A 16,803-nucleotide genomic window follows, 5' to 3' on the forward strand; every position below is an offset into this window, starting at 1 on the left:
GTCGATGACGATGCGCTGCTTGCGGTCGTCCATCCGGAACGCGAGCAGGGAGTTGCCGCGCTCCACCGCCTGCAGGCCGACCAGGCCGGTACCGAACTGCCGCCAATCGTCCAGCGCGGTGGATCCGAATCCGGCATAACCGAGCGCCTGTATCGGCATCGTGCCTCCGTCTTTTCGCAACTTCAGATCGCCGGTTTCACCCGGGCTTGCTCAAATCCTACGCATATTCTCGGGCTTTCGACACCGAAAGATCGGCCCGAAACCGCCCGTGGCTTGCCGCAGCCTCTCTTGACGTTTCAGCTCCGGCATGGTGTCTAGCCGCCATGAACACCGTCGTCCGCGATAGCCGTCCTTGGTGGCGCACCTCCTGAGAGGTGGCCGGTGCGATTTCATTTTCCCAAGTCGTCAGAGGCCGTCATCGCAGTGCGACGGCCCTTTTGTTTGTCCTGCATGGCGCTCCCTCGCTAAGTTTCGTAAGAGGATGACATGAACAGGACAGCCTTCTCCCTGCCGGACCACAGCGAATACCTCACCCGTGGCGGGTTGGCGGTGACGCGGAACGTCGAGCAATTCACCGGCGACGCCAAGCGTCTCGATGACCTTATCGAGTTGCTCGATCGCCGACGTGGCGTGGTGCTGTCGTCGGGCACCACGGTGCCTGGCCGCTACGAGAGTTTCGATCTTGGCTTCTCCGATCCGCCGCTGTGGCTGCAGACCACGGGGTCCGTTTTTTCGCTGCAGGCGCTGAACGCACGCGGCGAGGTGCTGATCGCATTTCTCGGCGATGTGCTACGCGAGCCTTGCGTGGTCATTACCGAAAAAAGCGCCACCCGGCTCAAGGGCCATATCGTGCGCGGTGCGGCCCCGGTCGATGAGGACCAGCGCACCCGCCGCGCCAGTGTGATGTCGCTGGTGCGCGACCTCGTCGCCGCCCTCGGCGCCAATGACGATCCCCTGCTCGGCCTGTTCGGCGCCTTCGCCTATGACCTCGTGTTCCAGATCGAGGACCTCGTGCAGAAACGGGCGCGCGAGGCCGACCAGCGCGACATCGTGCTGTACGTGCCGGATCGCCTGCTGGCCTATGACCGCGCCACCGGGCGCGGGGTGGTGCTGAGCTACGACTTCGCCTGGAACGGCCGATCCACCGAAGGCCTGCCGCGCGAAACCGCCGAGAGCGGTTATGCCCAGACGCCGCGGCAGGGATTTGCTGATCACGCGGCCGGCGAATACCAGGCCACTGTCGAAAAGGCGCGGGCCGCCTTCGCGCGCGGCGATCTGTTCGAGGCGGTGCCGGGCCAGTTGTTCGCCGAGCCCTGCGAGCGCTCGCCGGCGGAAGTGTTCCAGCGGCTGTGCCGGATCAACCCGTCGCCCTATGGTGCGCTGATGAATCTCGGCGAGGGCGAGTTCCTGGTGGCGGCGTCGCCTGAAATGTTCGTGCGCTCCGACGGCCGGCGGGTCGAGACCTGTCCGATCTCAGGCACCATCGCGCGCGGCGTCGACGCGATCGGCGATGCCGAGCAGATCCGGCAATTGCTGAATTCGGAGAAGGATGAATTCGAACTCAACATGTGCACCGACGTCGACCGCAACGACAAGGCGCGGGTCTGCGTACCCGGGACCATAAAAGTTCTGGCGCGGCGGCAGATCGAGACCTACTCGAAACTGTTTCACACCGTGGATCATGTCGAAGGCATTCTGCGGCCGGGCTTCGACTCGCTCGATGCGTTCCTGACCCATGCCTGGGCGGTGACGGTGACCGGTGCGCCGAAATTGTGGGCGATGCAGTTCGTCGAGGACAATGAGCGCTCGTCGCGGCGCTGGTATGCCGGCGCGATCGGCGCGGTGAATTTCGATGGCAGCATCAATACGGGACTGACCATCCGCACCATCAGGATGAAGGACGGCCTCGCCGAGGTGAGGGTCGGCGCCACCTGCCTGTTCGACTCCGACCCCGCAGCTGAAGATCGCGAATGCCAGGTCAAGGCCGCGGCACTGTTCCAGGCGCTGCGCGGCGATCCCGCAAAACCGCTGTCCAGCATCGCGCCCGATGCCACGGGCTCGGGCAAGCGGGTGCTGCTGATCGACCACGACGACAGCTTTGTGCACATGCTGGCGGATTATTTCCGGCAGGTCGGCGCCACCGTTACGGTGGTGCGGCACATCCACGCCCAGCAGATGCTGAAGCAGAATTCCTACGATCTGCTGGTGCTGTCGCCGGGTCCGGGCCGGCCCGAGGATTTTGCCATTTCAAAAACCATCGATACCGCGCTCGGCAGGAAGCTGCCGATCTTCGGCGTCTGCCTCGGCGTACAGGCGATCGGCGAGTATTTTGGCGGCCAGCTCGGCCAGCTCGGCCAGCCCGCGCATGGCCGGCCGTCGCGGGTTCAGGTGCGGGGCGGCAGGCTGATGCAGAATCTGCCCAATGAAATCGTGATCGGCCGCTATCATTCGCTCTATGTCGAGCGCGACAGCATGCCCGACGTACTCAGCGTAACCGCGAGTACCGAGGACGGCGTGGCGATGGCGATCGAGCACAAGACCTTGCCGGTCGGCGGCGTGCAGTTTCATCCGGAATCGTTGATGTCGCTCGGCGGCGAAGTTGGCCTGCGCATCGTGGAGAACGCGTTCCGGCTGGGGGTGCCGGTTAGTTGAGCATGTCGTCGTTCCGGGGCGCGAGTGAAACGAGCGAACCCGGAATCCAGAGATTGTTTGCAGGAGATTCCGGGTTCGCGCTGTCGCGCGCCCCGGAATGACGAAGAGATAGAGAAGAGAGACCCGATGACTTTCGAACATGATCTGAAGGCCACCGTCCGCACCATTCCGGATTACCCCAAGCCGGGCATCCTGTTTCGCGACATCACCACGCTGCTCGGTGACCCCCGCGCGTTTCGCCGCGCGGTCGATCAACTGGTCGATCCCTGGGCCGGTTCCAAGATCGACAAGGTCGCCGGCATCGAGGCGCGCGGCTTCATCATCGGCGGCGCGGTAGCGCATCAGGTCTCGGCCGGCTTCGTGCCGATCCGCAAGAAGGGCAAGCTGCCGCAGACCACGGTGCGGATCGCCTATTCGCTGGAAAACGGAATCGACGAGATGGAAATGCACGCCGACGCCATCAAGCCGGGCGAGCGGGTGATCGTGGTCGATGATTTGATCGCCACCGGCGGCACCGCGGAGGGCGCCGTTAAACTGCTGCGTCAGATCGGCGCCGACGTGGTCGCAGCCTGCTTCATCATCGACCTGCCGGATCTCGGGGGTGCGGCGAAGATTAGGGCGATGGGTGTGCCGGTACGAACGCTGATGGCGTTCGAGGGGCATTGAGAATCTCTCGTCTTCCCGTCCGGGCGACGAAGGCTCGCTCGTCCGGGGCGACGAGATCACGACCCCTGCAGCATCAAATTCAGCTCCAGTTCGCGGAAGCTGAAGTAATTTTCGCGGATCCATTGATGCAGTTCGGTCGATGAATCCTTCTCGTCGCGCAAATAGCCGGTGAACGAGAAGCTCAGCCGGTCGATATAGGTCTTCAGGAACACCGGCAGGGCCGCGATGCGCAGCACCCGGCCGCGGGCGAAGGCCGGCGGCAGTTCGCCGCGGACGATATGTTCGTTGTCGATGGTGACCAGGGCGGCCGGCGGAATCTGCTGCTGCAGCATCGGAAAGGCGCGCGCCGAGACGCGGTCGGTATCGGCGACGAACAGGATCAGCGGCGAGACGCCGCGCCGCGCCGCCTCTTTCATGAAGCCGATTTCCCCGGTCATCTTGAAGAACTCGTCGAAGGCGTGAAAACCGAGGTCGATCACCTTGCCGACCCCGTCATTGACGATCAGGCGGTCCATCAGCTGCATTTTGCCGAAGGTGTCGATGACGTCCGCGGTCTCGGTCACCCTGGGCAAAAAATCCAGCAGCGACGGCTCTTTCAGATTGATGTCGAAGGCCGCGACCGTGCCGTGCTTCAGCAGCAGGAATTCGGTCAACAGCCGCGCGATCAGCGTCTTGCCGACCAGCGGGCGGGGCGAGCAGATGATGAAGACGGGCGTGCGTGCCATTGGCGCTATATCAGGCGAATTCGGCGCCCAATCCAGCCAAATAGCAGTCGTATGCGCAACTATTTTTCGCCGCTGCTCTTGGGCGATTTGCCGGAGCTTCCGACCAGGTCGGTCAGCTTGATGCGGTCGAACTCGCTCCAGACATTGGCCAGCCAGTGCCGGACATAGCCGCGCAACACGAACGAATAGTTCGCGGCCTCGTCATTGACGCCCTTGTTGGCGACGAATTTGAGGAACGGCACCGAGGAGACCTCGACCTGCTCGTAGGCCATTTCATTGAGCTTGGGGATGGTGAGCTCGGTGGCGTCCTTGATGCGGTGGAAATAGGAATTGTAGGTCGCCTGGTCCCACTGGAAGAACTGGGTATCGTTGATGAAGTTCTTCACCAGGAAATACTTGGCGCCCTGCATGAAGTTGGCGGTCTGGGCGATTTCGTCCAGCGAGGCGATCGACGGGCCGAGGATGTGGAACACGGCAAAGGTGATCTGGCCGGACTTGGCGGCATCGAGAAAACCGATGTCGCGCAGCGAGGCCAGCGCCGGCGACAACAGTCCGGCGCGGACGTCGATCACGGTGACGGAGGGGCTCGCCGCATTCAGCGTATCGAAGATCTTCATCTGGTCCGAGGTCGTCGTCATGTCGACGATCTCGGTGATATCGGGGTGGAAGCGCATCAGGGTGCCGCGCGGTGATTCCGTGTCGAACGCCCGGGTGGGGATGTTGTTGGCGCTGAAATAATCCAGCAGGGTCCGAGACACCGTGGTCTTGCCGACCCCGCCCTTGTCCGCGCCCACCACGATCACTACCGGCTTCGTCGTCATGAATTTCCCTTACGCGCCATTTCTTGCTGCGGGCATGATCCTAGAGCAAACCGAACCGTCTGTTGGCGGAATCGGCTCAGGATCGTGCCTCGTCCCCGATCGCAAAGCGGCCGAGACGTCCCCGTCCCCTGCTTTGGGCGCGAACATGGCAGAAACAAGGGAGAATTCAACGAATTAGACGGCCGTTAAGCTTAATCCTGGCGGTGTCTTTAACGCGTGGAGGTCGATTCGGCCAGCAACGGACTCAGTTGCGCCGGCCCCAGGGACCGCGCACCGTACGGACCGGGCCATCGCTCCAGGGTGCGGCAGGGACCGGCGGCGGGACCTGGTCGGTGGTTTCAGGCTGTTCCGGCTGGCCGTCGTCAGGCGCATGCCGGGTATCCGACGGCAACGCCAGCCGCCCGGAATCGCGTCCGCCGGCATATTTCACAAGCGCCTGCACCCGGGACTCCACCGAGGGATGGGTGGCGAACAGGTCGGCAAAACCCTCGCGCGGGTTGTCGATGCACAATTCCATCACCGCCGAGGTGGCGCCGGGAAGCTCGCCGCGGTTCTCGATCTTGCGCAGCGCCGAGATCATGGCGTCGGGATTCTTGGTCAATTCGACCGATCCGGCGTCGGCGAGCAATTCGCGCGAGCGGGACAGCGCCAGTTTCACGACTTGCGACAGCAGCCAGGCCAGCAGGATCAGCACCACTGCGAGGATGACGACAATGATGGCGCCGCCGCCGCCCTTGCTTTTGCTGTCCGAGGAGGAAGACGAGGACGACCTCGACGACGATGAGCTGCCGGAGGAATTCCAGCTCAGGTTGGTGAACATCCGGAAGAACAGCTCGCCGAAGAAGCCGACCACGCCGGCGATGATGACCGCGGTCACCATCAGTTGCACGTCGCCGTTGCGGATGTGGGTGAGCTCGTGGCCGAGCACCGCCTCGAGTTCCTGATCATCAAGCGCCTTCAACAGGCCGGTCGTGACGGTGACGGCATACTGCCGCTGGTTCAGCCCGCTGGCGAACGCGTTGCGCGCATCGCTCTCCATGATCTTCAGCTTCGGCATCGGAATGCCGCGGGAGACGCAGAGGTTTTCCAGCAGGTTATAGAGCCGGGGCTGCTGCTTCCGCGTCACGTCCTCGCCGCCGGTGACGGCATCGATCATGTTCTGGTGGAAGAAATAGGCGATCACGATCCACAGCGCCGCGGCAGCGGTCGCATAGGGAAACGCCTTCACCAGGTCGCGCGCCGCCAGCATGAGGTAGTCGTTGACCGACCGGTTGCTGTTCAAGGCGACTTCCGCCAGCAGCGCGCCGGCATAGACCAGCACGTAGATCAGCAGGAACAGCCCGGCAAGCAGCAGCATCGACCGCAGCCTGTTCGATGCGATGTGCGTGTAAAGACCGTAGGCGGCCATGCTGCGCTATCCCACTAGAGGCCGTCATTCCGGGATGGTCCGAAGGACCAGACCCGGAACCTCGAGATTCTCCGATGTGCAATTGCACATCGTAGTTCGATGCTGCGCATCGTCCCGGACTGACAGGAGCTCTGCATCAGAACTTGACCGTAGGCACCGCCTCGACCTCGGTCCTGCTGGCGCCGAGATCGAAGAACTCCTTGGCTGTGAAGCCGAACGTGCCGGCGAACAGGGCCGCGGGCATCTGCTGGATGCCGGTGTTGTATTCCTGGACCGCGTTGTTGAAGAAGCGGCGGGCGGCCGCGATCTTGTTCTCGAGGTCGGACAATTCGCTCGACAGCTGCTGAAAGTTGGCGTTGGCCTTGAGGTCGGGATAGGCCTCCGACAGCGCGATCAACCGGCCCAGCGCGCCGCTCAGCTGGTTCTCGGCGGCCGCGATCTGTCCCGGGCCCTGCGCCGACATTGCGGAGTTACGGGCCTTGATGACGTCGTCGAGCGTGCCGCGTTCGTGGCTGGCATAGCCCTTCACGGTCTCGATCAGGTTCGGGATCAGATCGTGGCGCTGCTTGAGCTGCACATCGATGTCGGCAAAGGCCTGGCCGACGCGCTGGCTGAGCGCCACCAGGCGGTTATACGCGGCGAACGCGAAGAAAACGAGAATGACGATGACGCCGAGAACGATCCAGCCCGATGACATGATCCATAACTCCTGATGAGACGACCGGCGCGCAGCCTAGAGGAAAGATTGGCGCACGTCTGCGGCCCGATAGGAAGGCCACCTCGGTTGGTCATTGCAGATGCAGGGTAAGTTCAAGGAAGAACCCGGCCGGGCATACGACGGCTGGGTGTCCCGGGCGCGGTGCAACGCCTCTTCGGCGAAGCGCCGCATCCGGGGCACCCCCCAATCCAGGGTTACGGCTTCGCCATGTGCCAGGCGCCGTTCAGGAAGCCGTCGCCATTGGTATCGCCGGCGGCCATGTCTTTCTTGAAGGTGTAGAGCGGCTTGCCCTTGTAAGCCCACATCTTCTTGCCGTCGTCGCGGACCACGATGGTCAAGTCGGCGGTTGGCTTGGCGTCGTCGGCGGCCGCGAGCGGCGGCCAGTTCTCGGCGCAGGGGCCATTGCACATCGACTTTCCGCCGACGTCCTTGTCGAAGGTATAAAGCGTCATTCCCTTGGCGTCGACGAACGTCTTGCCCTTCGGCGTATCCGCCGTCTTCAGCGTCTGCGCCGATACCGCCGATGATGCGAGGATGAAAGTCAAAGCCGCGATTGCGGCGAATGTCCTGGACATTGCAGCTGTACTCCTGATGAAGCGTGATGAGGACGCGGATGCGTCACTAAGACAAACGCCCGAGCCCGAGAATTATTCCGCGGACGTCGGGCCGGCCGCAAACACGGCGTCACCCCAGTTGTATTTTCTGAAGCGCGCATAGGCCAGCTTGTCGCGGCGCGGCGCGATGGTGCTCATAACGCCGTGATCTGTACAGAGTTTGGCGGTCACGGCGACCTTGGTAATGACGGGTTGCGCCAGCACGCGGGCGGGATTCCGTGCGATTGGCGCGCGCGTCAGCGCCACGTAAGAAAATTTTTCGTCCTCGTAGGGAAGTTCAGCGGATTTGAGTTGTTTATGCGCGCGGGAGCGCGGCAGGCGCTGGGTGAAATGACACCAGTCGGGTGCTGCCAGCGGGCATTGGCCGTCGTGCGGGCAGGGTGCCGTGACATGCGCGCCCGACGCGATCAGTTGTTGCCGAAGCGCCATGATCCTCGCATAGCCCGCCGGCGTGCCGGGCTCGACCACGAGCAGCGTGCCGCGCGTCTTGGCCCACATCAGCCCGGCGAGTGCGCTTCGTTCGCCCTCGCTGATTTCCCCGATCATGTAGCTCGCCACCACGAAGTCGGCCGCCTCGGCATCGGCCAGCGCGGCGCGGGCTTCGCCGCGCCGGTAGTTCAATTCGCGCAGGCGACTGCTGCCGCGGCCGAGCTCCAGCGCCAGCGCGCGCAAGGCGCTGTTGGCATCGAGCAGCGCAAAACTTTTCAGCGACGAAAACGTCTCGGCTGCAGCCCAACTCGCGGTGCCCGGTCCGGCGCCGACATCGAGCAGGCTTTTGGGCGCGAAGCCCGGGTCGATTTCGCGGAGCGCATTCAGGCTCGCCGTCACCGCGGCATAGGTCGCCGGCATCCGCGCCAGCGCATAGGCGAGCGCATCCGCCTCGGACCTGATCGCGCCGGAGCCGCCGCCGTCGCGGTAGGTCTGCGAAATGATAGCCGCGCGCCCGGCGGCGTCGCTGCGCGACAGGCCGTGCAGCCTGGCGTCGAGCGCGGCTTTCAGCTCGATGGGAAGGTCGGGAGCGGTCATTCTGTCTTCTTTCCCTCTCCCCTTGTGGGAGAGGGTGGCACGTAGGCGCGTCGCGGGTTCGTGACGGGTGAGGAGTCGGTCTACGCGGATAGAGACCCCTCATCCGATCCGCGCTTCGCGAGGATCACCTTCTCCCACAAGGGGAGAAGGAAGGGCGATCACGCCACGTGCTGATCGAGAATCTTTACGGCGTCTTCGAGATCGACGGACACCAGCTGCGACACGCCGCGCTCGGCCATTGTGACGCCGTACAGCCGGTTCATCCGCGCCATCGTGATCGGGTTGTGGGTAATGATGATGAAGCGGGTATCGGTCGACGAGGTCATCTCGTTCAGCAGGTTGCAGAACCGCTCCACATTGTGGTCGTCGAGCGGCGCGTCAACTTCGTCCAGCACGCAGATCGGCGAGGGGTTGGTGAGGAACACCGCGAAGATCAGCGCCAGCGCGGTCAGCGCCTGCTCGCCGCCTGACAGCAGCGACAGCGTCTGCGGCTTCTTGCCGGGCGGCTTGGCGATGATTTCGAGCCCGGCTTCCAGCGGATCGTCGCTCTCGATCAGATGCAGGGCGGCTTCGCCGCCGCCGAACAGTTCGGCGAACAGCCGCTTGAAATGGCCGTTGACGATTTCGAACGAGGTCAACAGCCGCTCGCGCGCCTCGCGGTTGAGGCTCTGGATACCCTGGCGCAGCCGCTTGATGGCCTCGACCAGGTCGTCGCGCTCGGTGGTCAGCGAAGTATGCTGGGCTTCGACCTCGCGCAGCTCTTCCTCGGCGCGCAGATTGACCGCGCCGAGCCGCTCGCGGTCGCGGCGCAGCTTTTCGAGGCTTTCCTCGATCTCGTTGAGCGGCGGCAGCTCGGCGCCCGGCTCGATCTCGGCGAGGCCCGCCACGGCGTGCGGCTCGACCTCCAGCATGTCGTGGATTTCGCGCTCGATGTCGGCGAGGCGGCGGCGTGCGCCTTCCATCCGCTCCTCGGCGCGGGCGGTCGCCTCGCGTGCGCTCGACAGCGCCTCCAGCGAAATCTTCGCCGCGCGATCGGTTTCCGCCATCAAATTCTCGGCTGTGGCGAGCGCGTCGGCGGCGACCTGGCGGCCGGATTCGGCCGCTTCGATCTCGCTGATGATGGCGCGGCGCTTTTCCGCGAACAGCGCCGGGGCATTGTCGAGCTCGGCGCGCTCGGCGGTGACCTCGGTGATGCGGGCTTCGATGGTGGAGATATGCGAGGCCGCACCGGCCTTGCGCTCCTGCCACTGGTTGCGTTCGGCGATGATGGCCTGCAGGCGGCGGTCGGCGAGTTCGGCCTCGCGCGCTAGCGCCTGGGCTTCGGCACGCACCTGGGCCGCGAAGCGGCGGTGACCCTCGATGTCGCTGCGAACGGCGGCGAGTCGCGTCTCGGTATCGAGGCTGGGCGGCAATTCTTCCAGCGCAGCGGCAGCGTATTCATGCGCGCTTTCGGCCTCGGCGCGGTCGGCGTTGAGGCGGCTGTGCGCTTCGGTCAGCGCCGATTTTCGCGCGGCATGGCGGTTGATTTCGCGCTCAGTCGCGGCATGGCGCTCGCGCGCGGCATCGGCCTCGCGCTGGGCGGCGCGCCAGGCTTCGCGGGCCGAGCCCTCGGCCGATGACGCTGCCTTCAACGCGGCCTCGGCGGTTTCCAGCGCCTGGCGCCGGGCGGAGGCGTCGATTCGGGCCTGCTCGAGTTCGTTCTCGATATCGACCAGCCGGGCACGCTCGGCGAGCCGCCGTGCAGCACCCGTTGGCGCATGGGCTGCCGCGACAAAACCGTCCCAGCGCCAGACGTCGCCTTCCGGCGATACCAGCCGCTGGCCGGTCTTCAACTGCGACACCAGATCCGCGCCACGCTCTTTCGACACCACGCCGATCTGGGCGAGGCGGCGCGCCAGTTCGGGCGGCGCATCGACATGGGCGGCGAGCGGCTCAACGCCCTCGGGCAGTGCGGGATCGCCCTCGGTGACGCCGGAATTGGTCCAGCGCATCGGCGCCGAGGGGTCGACCGGCGCGTCGAGATCGTCGCCGAGCGCCGCGCCGATCGCCTTTTCGTAGCCCTTGGCGACGGTGACGCCGTCGATGATCGGGGGCCACAGGTTCTTGGTTTCGCTGTTGACCAGTTTCGAGATGGTGCGCGCTTCGGTTTCGAGCCGCTGCACCCGCTTGTCGGCCTCGTTCAGCGGTGTGCGGGCGGTTTCCAGCCTGGCGCGCGCATCGACATGACCGGCCTCGTTGGCCTGCGCCATGGCTTCGGATTCCGCGAGGCTCAGCTGGGCGGTCTCCATGATCCCTGCGAGTTCCGTGAGGTCGCCGAACCCGCTGGTTTCCTGCGCCAGCTTCTGCTCCTCGCTGGCGACGTTGGCGATTTCCTGATCGAGCCGCGCCAGCCGGTCGCGATGGGTCCGCACATTGCCTTCGAGCTGATTGCGCCTTGCGGTGAGGTCGGCGAGCACGGTGGTCAGTTCGGCGAACAGCCGTTCGGCCGATGCCAGCGTCACCTCGGCCTCGGAGACCCGTTCATCGACGCCGCTGCGCTTTTCGACGCGCGACTTGATCTCTTCCTTCAGTTCGGCGTCTTCGCTGTCGAGCCGCTGCAGCGCCACCTCGGCGTCCGATGTCTGCTGCTGCTCGCGCATGATATCGGCGGAAAACTGCATCAGCCGGCGGTCGAGTTCGGAGACGCGCTCCTTGGCGCGCTCTTCCTCGCGGTCGAGTGTTTCACGCGCATTGGTGAGCCGCTGCAGCCCGGCCGCGGCGCGGGCTTCCGCCTCGCGCAGGGCCGGCAGTTCGGAGGCGCGGATCGCCTGGATGCGGGCGGCTTCGGCCTGTTCGCGGGTGCGCTCGGCCATCTCGCGAACGGCGAGGTCGTGGGTATGGGCGCCTTCCGAGACGTCGGCATTGGCTTCCAGCCAGCGCAGATGGAACAGCATGGCCTCGGCCTTGCGCACCTTGGCCGCGACCTCGCGGTAGCGGATCGCCTGGCGCGCCTGCTTCTTCAACCCGTCGATCTGCCCGGCCAGTTGTCCGACCACATCCTCTACGCGGGTGAGGTTGGTCTCGGCCGCCCGAAGGCGCAGTTCGGCCTCATGGCGGCGGGCATGCAGCCCGGCGACGCCGGCGGCGTCTTCCAGCACGCGGCGGCGTTGTTCCGGCTTGGCCTGAATGATCTCGCCGATCTTGCCCTGGTGAACCAGCGCCGGCGAACGCGCGCCGGTGGCGGCGTCGGCAAACAGAATCTGAACGTCGCGGGCGCGCACGTCGCGGCCGTTGATGCGGTAGACCGAGCCCGCCTCGCGCTCGATCCGGCGCGAGATTTCCAGGATTTCGCGGTCGTTCACCGCCGCCGGCGCCGAGCGGTCGGAATTGTCGATCGTCATCACCACTTCGGCATGGTTACGCGATGGACGGGTGCCGGAGCCGGCGAAGATCACCGCGTCCATATCGGCGGCGCGCAACGATTTGTGCGAGGTTTCGCCCATCGCCCAGCGCAGCGCCTCGACCAGGTTGGACTTGCCGCAGCCGTTCGGTCCCACCACGCCGGTCAGACCCGGCTCGATCATGAAGTCGGTGGGTTCGACGAATGATTTGAAACCGTGGAGGCGAAGACGGGTCAGTTTCATGGACGCGATTCTCTGTTGGCAGGACGCGAATCTCCCTGCCGGGACAGTACCATAGAAGGCAATGTCGGTGTGTGGCTGAGTCGCGCTCGGGCAACCCTTATGCACCGCGACAATGGCGAGGCCGGGGCCGGAGGGCAACCGCCGCCCCGGGCTTTTCCCAAGGGATTTGTGGTGGGTTGAGAGCCGTTATGAGGAGGTACTCTCGGTGTCGTCCCGGCGAACGCCGGACCCATAATCCCGGGCGTCAGTTGTGAAAAAAGGTTTCTGATATTTCGCCAAAACGCGAGATCACGCGGTGTGGGCCCCGGCGTTCGCCGGGGCGACAAGGACCGCTCAGCTCTTCAGCAGCGCCTTGATGCGCTTGTCGAATTCCTCGAACGAGGTAGCGCCCTTGACCATCTCGCCATTGATGAAAAAGCTCGGCGTCGAACTGACCTTCAGCACCTCGCTGGCGAACTTCTGGTCGGCGGCGATCTTGTCGAGCAGCGCCTGATCCTTCAGGCAGTCCTCGACCGCCTGCTGGCTCAGCCCGGCCTGCTTGCCGATCCGCATCAGGGTCTCGGTGGTGTTCTTGCTCACCCAGTCGGTCTGCTGCTTGAACAGCATGTCGATAACGGCAAAATATTTGCCGGCATCGTCCTTGGCGATGCAGCGCGCCAGCATCGAGCCTGCCGCGGCCTTGATGTCGAGCGGGAATTCGCGGAAAATCCAACGGATCTTGCCGCTGTCGATGTATTCCGACTTGATCTTCGGAAACACGGTTTCGTGGAAGTTCGCGCAATGCCCGCAGGTCATCGACGCGTATTCGGTGATCGTCACCGGGGAAGTGGCGGGACCGAGCGCCATGTCCGGCATAGACCCGGGCTTGGCGACGTCGGATGCGCTCTGCGCCATCGCGCCGTCGATCAGGCGCAGCGGAGAGAACCCGACAAGCAGGCTGAGCCCGGTCAGCGACAGGGCGGTGGTGAAGGCTCGGCGCGTGATGATCAAGGGTTTGCTCCCGGATTGGCGCGTTCACGCCCGAAGACATAGGAAACTGTTGGCTAGCTTGAAACGATAATTGTGGCAATGGCGCGCCGCCACTCCGGGCCCCCGCGGCAGCCTCAATTTCGCTTGATCGACGCACCGAGTCGCGCCAGCGCCGCCCGCAGTTCCTCGTCCTCTACGCCAGACAGGGTTTCGGCGACCTTCGCCACCTCGCCGGGGTCCGGCGCGCGGGAGGCCGCCGGCCGGTCCCGCCGCGACAGCGGGGCCTGCCGCAGCGCCAGCCGGCCGACCGCGCTCCAGCCGAAGAAGCGGTTGACCCGCTGCAAGATCACGTCGGAGGCGTGCTGGATCTCCAGCGCCATCGGCCCTTCGACCCGCAGCACCAGGGTAGCCGGCTCCTGCGGCTGCCCCTCCACCGGCCGCGGCCACTGGATTTTCAGGGGCTGGGAATGCGCGGCGACTTCAGGTCCTGCGATTTCTTCCCAGCGCGTCACCAACTCGCGCGCGGCGAACCCCTGTTTGGCATAGGCATCGGAAAACACGTCGCCGAGCAGGACGGACAACGGCTTGGCGCTGATCGGGCCGGGTTTTGAAAAGCGTGCCATGGCGACCTTATAGCACTTCGCATGGTGTGTGCCGAACTCCCTCAACCGTCATGGCCGGGCTTGTCCCGGCCATCCACGACTTAAGTCGTTGCGAAAAGAAAAACGTGGATGTCCGGGACAAGCGCGGGCATGACATGGAGAGATTGGCGCTTCGCAACTACAGTGGTTTCATGACCGCTCCGGCCCTCGCCAAGAAAAAGGTAACCTCTGGCGCCGCGCGCCCCGCGCTGTTGCTCGCCTGGTACGACCGCCATCGCCGCAAGCTGCCGTGGCGGCCGCCGGCGGGGGAGTGGGCCGATCCCTATCGGGTGTGGTTGTCGGAAATCATGCTGCAGCAGACCGGCGTCAAGACCGTCGGGCCGTATTTCGAAAAATTCCTGGCGCGCTGGCCCGGGGTCGATGCGCTCGGCCGCGCCTCGCTCGACGATGTGCTGCGGATGTGGGCCGGGCTCGGCTATTATTCCCGCGCCCGCAATCTGCATGCCTGCGCGGTGGCGGTGCTGCGCGATCATGGCGGTATTTTTCCCGATACCGAGGAGGGATTGCGATCGCTGCCGGGGATCGGGCCCTATACGGCTGCGGCGATCGCGGCGATTGCGTTCGGCCGCCGCACCATGCCGGTCGATGGCAATATCGAGCGCGTGGTGTCGCGGCTGTTCGCGGTGGAAGTGTCGCTACCGCAGGCCAAGCCGCTGATCCAGCAACTGGCGGCGACGCTGCTCGGCGCGAGCGAAAACAATTCTCGCGCAGGCGACGAGGAGTCTCGTGCCGGCGATAGCGCACAGGCGCTGATGGATCTGGGTTCCTCGATCTGCACGCCGAAGAAGCCGGCCTGCGCGCTGTGTCCTCTGAACGACGATTGCGTGGCGCGCTTGCGCGGCGAGCAGGAGAGCTATCCGCGCAAGGCGCCTAAGAAGTCAGGCGCGTTGCGCCGCGGCGCGGCCTTCGTCGTCACCCGCGGCGATCAGCTGTTGGTGCGCAGCCGCCCCGAAAAAGGCCTGCTCGGCGGCATGACCGAAGTGCCGGGTTCGGACTGGCTCGCTGCGCAGGACGATCAGTCGGCGCTGCAGCAGGCGCCGGCGCTGAAGGGCGTCGCGCGCTGGCATCGCAAGGCGGGTGTCATCACTCACGTATTCACGCATTTCCCGCTCGAACTGGCGGTCTATATCGCGAGCGTTCCGGCGCGCGCCCGTGCCCCGGAGGGCATGCGCTGGGTGCCGGTGGCCACGCTTGGCGACGAGGCGCTGCCCAACGTCATGCGCAAGGTGATCGCGCATGGGTTAGGCAAGTAATTATTTTGGCGGTGGCGGTTCGACGACGAGCGCCACGATCCGCCGCACCAGCGGCAGCAGTGCGACCAGGGTCGGAAACGCGACAACCCATGACAAGGCCCATGCGGCCGGCCAGGTCGAGACGAAAGCGGGCGTCGCTCCGAGGCTCATCAGCGTCGAAACTCCTGAAATGACGAAGGTCATCAGCAGCGACAGGATGAACGGCAGCACGATCGCCGCATAGCGCGCGGGTAATTTTCCGCGCGGACGCGGATCGGGAAGGCTGGTCATGAAGTTACCCTTGAAGTTACTAGAAGCATGGCAGCAGGCGACTCGCGGCCTCACTCGGTACTAACCGGCCCGCATCCCTGCCGGCATCTGCACGATCGGCGGCTTGGCGTTGAGGCCTTCGACCTGAAAGCCGGCGACGCGCTTGTAGTTGGCGGCGATGTCTTCCAGCTCCTGCAGCGACAACACGTCGGTGACCACGTTGTAACCCTCGGGCGCGCGTTCCTCGACGATCTGCATCACCTGTTCCGGTCCGTTGCGCCGGTTGAGCAGAACCAGATCGGTGGTGGCGGGCCGGCGCTCGGCCTCATAGGCGGTCAGCGCGGCATGGGTCGGGCCATGCGCCAGGATCTCGCGGGTGAGGACGCGGGCATCGAGGATGGCCTGCGAGGCGCCGTTCGAGCCGATCGGGTACATCGGATGCGCGGCGTCGCCGATCAGGGTGGTGAGGCCGAAGGTCCATTGCGAAACGGGATCGCGGTCGACCAGCGGATATTCGTAGGCGTGCGGGCAATTGCGGATCAGGCCGGGCACGTCGAGCCAGTCGAACTTCCAGTCCTCGAACCACGGCAGGAACTCGTCCAGCCTGGCGCTGCGGTTGTAATCCTCCCGCCGCCATTGATAGGTCGGCGGCATATGCCGCTCGGCAACCCAGTTGACCTGGAACTTGCCCGATGCGTCGGGTTGCTTCGAGATCGGATAGCAGACGAATTTCAGGATTTCATGGCCGGCCATGATCATCGTGCGGCCCGACAGGAACGCGTCCGATGCGGTGATGCCGCGCCAGAGAATCCGTCCGTTCCAGATCGGCGGGCCTTCCCCAGGATAGAGCTTTTCGCGGATGGCGGAGTGAATGCCGTCGGCCGCGATTAGCACCGTGCCGTCATGACTACCGGCCGGCTGGCCGGTGGCCCTGTCGATGAAATCGGCGCGCACGCCGGCCGGGGTCTCAGTCCAGCCCGCAAGGTGGTGGCTAGTGAGGATGCTCTCGGGGCCCAGCCGTTCGATCACAGCATCGAGCAGGATCTGCTGCAGCGTGCCGCGATGGATCGAAAATTGCGGCCATCTGTAGCCGGCCTCGATGCCACGCGGTTCGCTCCAGATCGGCTTGCCGTACTTGGAAAAAAACGCCAGTTCCCTTGTGCGCACGCCTGATGCATCGAGCTGGTCGAGCAGGCCGAGTTCGATCAGTTCGCGCACCGCATGCGGCAGCACGTTAATGCCGACGCCGAGCGGTTTCAGCGCAGGTACGCTCTCGAACACTTTGGCGGCAATGCCGATCTGGTGCAGGCTGAGCGCCAGCGTCAGCCCACCGATGCCGCCGCCGGCGATAAGTACGGTCATGATCCGCCCCCGTTTCCGGGGGCGTCATGACATGGGAGGCGGAAGGGGGCAACTG

The 16,803-nt window shown here is 64.9% G+C and carries 14 protein-coding genes and 1 pseudogene; 3 read left to right on the forward strand and 12 right to left on the reverse strand.

Going from position 1 to position 16,803, the window contains the following annotated elements:
- Positions 1-159 (reverse strand): annotated as a pseudogene (locus tag Q8N40_RS26765) (biphenyl 2,3-dioxygenase); the annotation flags it as partial.
- Positions 160-486: 327 nt separating this feature from the next.
- On the opposite strand from Q8N40_RS26765, the gene Q8N40_RS23460 reads away from it, so the two are divergent.
- Together Q8N40_RS23460 and Q8N40_RS23465 are read left to right on the forward strand one after the other, a co-directional pair.
- Positions 487-2,652: an anthranilate synthase component I gene (locus tag Q8N40_RS23460; protein ID WP_305713491.1), complete on the forward strand. Its 2,166-nt coding sequence runs from the start codon at positions 487-489 to the stop codon at positions 2,650-2,652.
- Positions 2,653-2,778: 126 nt separating this feature from the next.
- The gene (locus Q8N40_RS23465; RefSeq protein WP_305713492.1) at positions 2,779-3,318 is read left to right on the forward strand and encodes an adenine phosphoribosyltransferase; all 540 of its coding nucleotides are present in this window, start codon (positions 2,779-2,781) and stop codon (positions 3,316-3,318) included.
- 56 nt (positions 3,319-3,374) lie between these two features.
- On the opposite strand, the gene Q8N40_RS23470 is transcribed toward Q8N40_RS23465, so the two are convergent.
- The 9 genes from Q8N40_RS23470 to Q8N40_RS23510 form a co-directional block, all read right to left on the reverse strand.
- On the reverse strand, positions 3,375-4,043 hold the full coding sequence (locus Q8N40_RS23470) for a hypothetical protein (protein WP_305318502.1): 669 nt from the start codon (positions 4,041-4,043) through the stop codon (positions 3,375-3,377).
- 59 nt (positions 4,044-4,102) lie between these two features.
- Positions 4,103-4,864, reverse strand: a complete 762-nt coding sequence (locus Q8N40_RS23475) for a hypothetical protein (protein ID WP_305713493.1) — start codon at positions 4,862-4,864, stop codon at positions 4,103-4,105.
- Between the two features lie 244 nt (positions 4,865-5,108).
- A complete protein-coding gene (locus Q8N40_RS23480; protein WP_305713494.1) occupies positions 5,109-6,272 on the reverse strand; it encodes a M48 family metallopeptidase in 1,164 nt (387 codons plus the stop codon).
- 136 nt (positions 6,273-6,408) lie between these two features.
- Entirely contained in the window at positions 6,409-6,969 is a 561-nt protein-coding gene (locus tag Q8N40_RS23485; protein ID WP_305713495.1) for a LemA family protein, read from the reverse strand.
- Between the two features lie 215 nt (positions 6,970-7,184).
- The gene (locus tag Q8N40_RS23490) at positions 7,185-7,565 is read right to left on the reverse strand and encodes a hypothetical protein (RefSeq protein WP_305322099.1); all 381 of its coding nucleotides are present in this window, start codon (positions 7,563-7,565) and stop codon (positions 7,185-7,187) included.
- Positions 7,566-7,637: 72 nt separating this feature from the next.
- On the reverse strand, positions 7,638-8,630 hold the full coding sequence (locus Q8N40_RS23495; protein WP_305713496.1) for a small ribosomal subunit Rsm22 family protein: 993 nt from the start codon (positions 8,628-8,630) through the stop codon (positions 7,638-7,640).
- 158 nt (positions 8,631-8,788) lie between these two features.
- Positions 8,789-12,253 carry a chromosome segregation protein SMC gene (gene smc, locus Q8N40_RS23500; RefSeq protein WP_305713497.1) on the reverse strand — a complete coding sequence of 1,155 codons (3,465 nt, stop codon included), beginning with the start codon at positions 12,251-12,253 and terminating at the stop codon, positions 8,789-8,791.
- Positions 12,254-12,586: 333 nt separating this feature from the next.
- A complete protein-coding gene (locus Q8N40_RS23505) occupies positions 12,587-13,243 on the reverse strand; it encodes a DsbA family protein (RefSeq protein ID WP_305322199.1) in 657 nt (218 codons plus the stop codon).
- 113 nt (positions 13,244-13,356) lie between these two features.
- Positions 13,357-13,845 carry a DUF721 domain-containing protein gene (locus tag Q8N40_RS23510; protein WP_305713498.1) on the reverse strand — a complete coding sequence of 163 codons (489 nt, stop codon included), beginning with the start codon at positions 13,843-13,845 and terminating at the stop codon, positions 13,357-13,359.
- A 170-nt stretch (positions 13,846-14,015) separates the two neighbouring features.
- On the opposite strand from Q8N40_RS23510, the gene Q8N40_RS23515 reads away from it, so the two are divergent.
- A complete protein-coding gene (locus Q8N40_RS23515; RefSeq protein ID WP_305322197.1) occupies positions 14,016-15,137 on the forward strand; it encodes an A/G-specific adenine glycosylase in 1,122 nt (373 codons plus the stop codon).
- On the opposite strand, the gene Q8N40_RS23520 is transcribed toward Q8N40_RS23515, so the two are convergent.
- Together Q8N40_RS23520 and Q8N40_RS23525 are read right to left on the reverse strand one after the other, a co-directional pair.
- Positions 15,138-15,407 (reverse strand): DUF2798 domain-containing protein, encoded by a 270-nt coding sequence (locus Q8N40_RS23520; protein ID WP_305322196.1) that lies wholly within the window; start codon positions 15,405-15,407, stop codon positions 15,138-15,140.
- A gap of 60 nt (positions 15,408-15,467) precedes the next feature.
- Positions 15,468-16,748 carry a flavin-dependent oxidoreductase gene (locus tag Q8N40_RS23525; RefSeq protein WP_305713499.1) on the reverse strand — a complete coding sequence of 427 codons (1,281 nt, stop codon included), beginning with the start codon at positions 16,746-16,748 and terminating at the stop codon, positions 15,468-15,470.
- Positions 16,749-16,803 lie beyond the last annotated feature (55 nt).

Origin of the sequence: Bradyrhizobium sp. (genome assembly GCF_030693485.1) — a bacterium.
GTDB lineage: Bacteria > Pseudomonadota > Alphaproteobacteria > Rhizobiales > Xanthobacteraceae > Bradyrhizobium.

Excerpts from the sequence above, each read along its gene's own strand:
- Q8N40_RS23460 (WP_305713491.1), top strand. The coding sequence starts at position 487 with ATGAACAGGACAGCCTTCTCCCTGCCGGACCACAGCGAATACCTCACC.
- Q8N40_RS23465 (WP_305713492.1), top strand. The coding sequence starts at position 2,779 with ATGACTTTCGAACATGATCTGAAGGCCACCGTCCGCACCATTCCGGAT.
- Q8N40_RS23470 (WP_305318502.1), bottom strand. The coding sequence starts at position 4,043 with ATGGCACGCACGCCCGTCTTCATCATCTGCTCGCCCCGCCCGCTGGTC.
- Q8N40_RS23475 (WP_305713493.1), bottom strand. The coding sequence starts at position 4,864 with ATGACGACGAAGCCGGTAGTGATCGTGGTGGGCGCGGACAAGGGCGGG.
- Q8N40_RS23480 (WP_305713494.1), bottom strand. The coding sequence starts at position 6,272 with ATGGCCGCCTACGGTCTTTACACGCACATCGCATCGAACAGGCTGCGG.
- Q8N40_RS23485 (WP_305713495.1), bottom strand. The coding sequence starts at position 6,969 with ATGTCATCGGGCTGGATCGTTCTCGGCGTCATCGTCATTCTCGTTTTC.
- Q8N40_RS23490 (WP_305322099.1), bottom strand. The coding sequence starts at position 7,565 with ATGTCCAGGACATTCGCCGCAATCGCGGCTTTGACTTTCATCCTCGCA.
- Q8N40_RS23495 (WP_305713496.1), bottom strand. The coding sequence starts at position 8,630 with ATGACCGCTCCCGACCTTCCCATCGAGCTGAAAGCCGCGCTCGACGCC.
- smc (WP_305713497.1), bottom strand. The coding sequence starts at position 12,253 with ATGAAACTGACCCGTCTTCGCCTCCACGGTTTCAAATCATTCGTCGAA.
- Q8N40_RS23510 (WP_305713498.1), bottom strand. The coding sequence starts at position 13,845 with ATGGCACGCTTTTCAAAACCCGGCCCGATCAGCGCCAAGCCGTTGTCC.
- Q8N40_RS23515 (WP_305322197.1), top strand. The coding sequence starts at position 14,016 with ATGACCGCTCCGGCCCTCGCCAAGAAAAAGGTAACCTCTGGCGCCGCG.
- Q8N40_RS23520 (WP_305322196.1), bottom strand. The coding sequence starts at position 15,407 with ATGACCAGCCTTCCCGATCCGCGTCCGCGCGGAAAATTACCCGCGCGC.
- Q8N40_RS23525 (WP_305713499.1), bottom strand. The coding sequence starts at position 16,748 with ATGACCGTACTTATCGCCGGCGGCGGCATCGGTGGGCTGACGCTGGCG.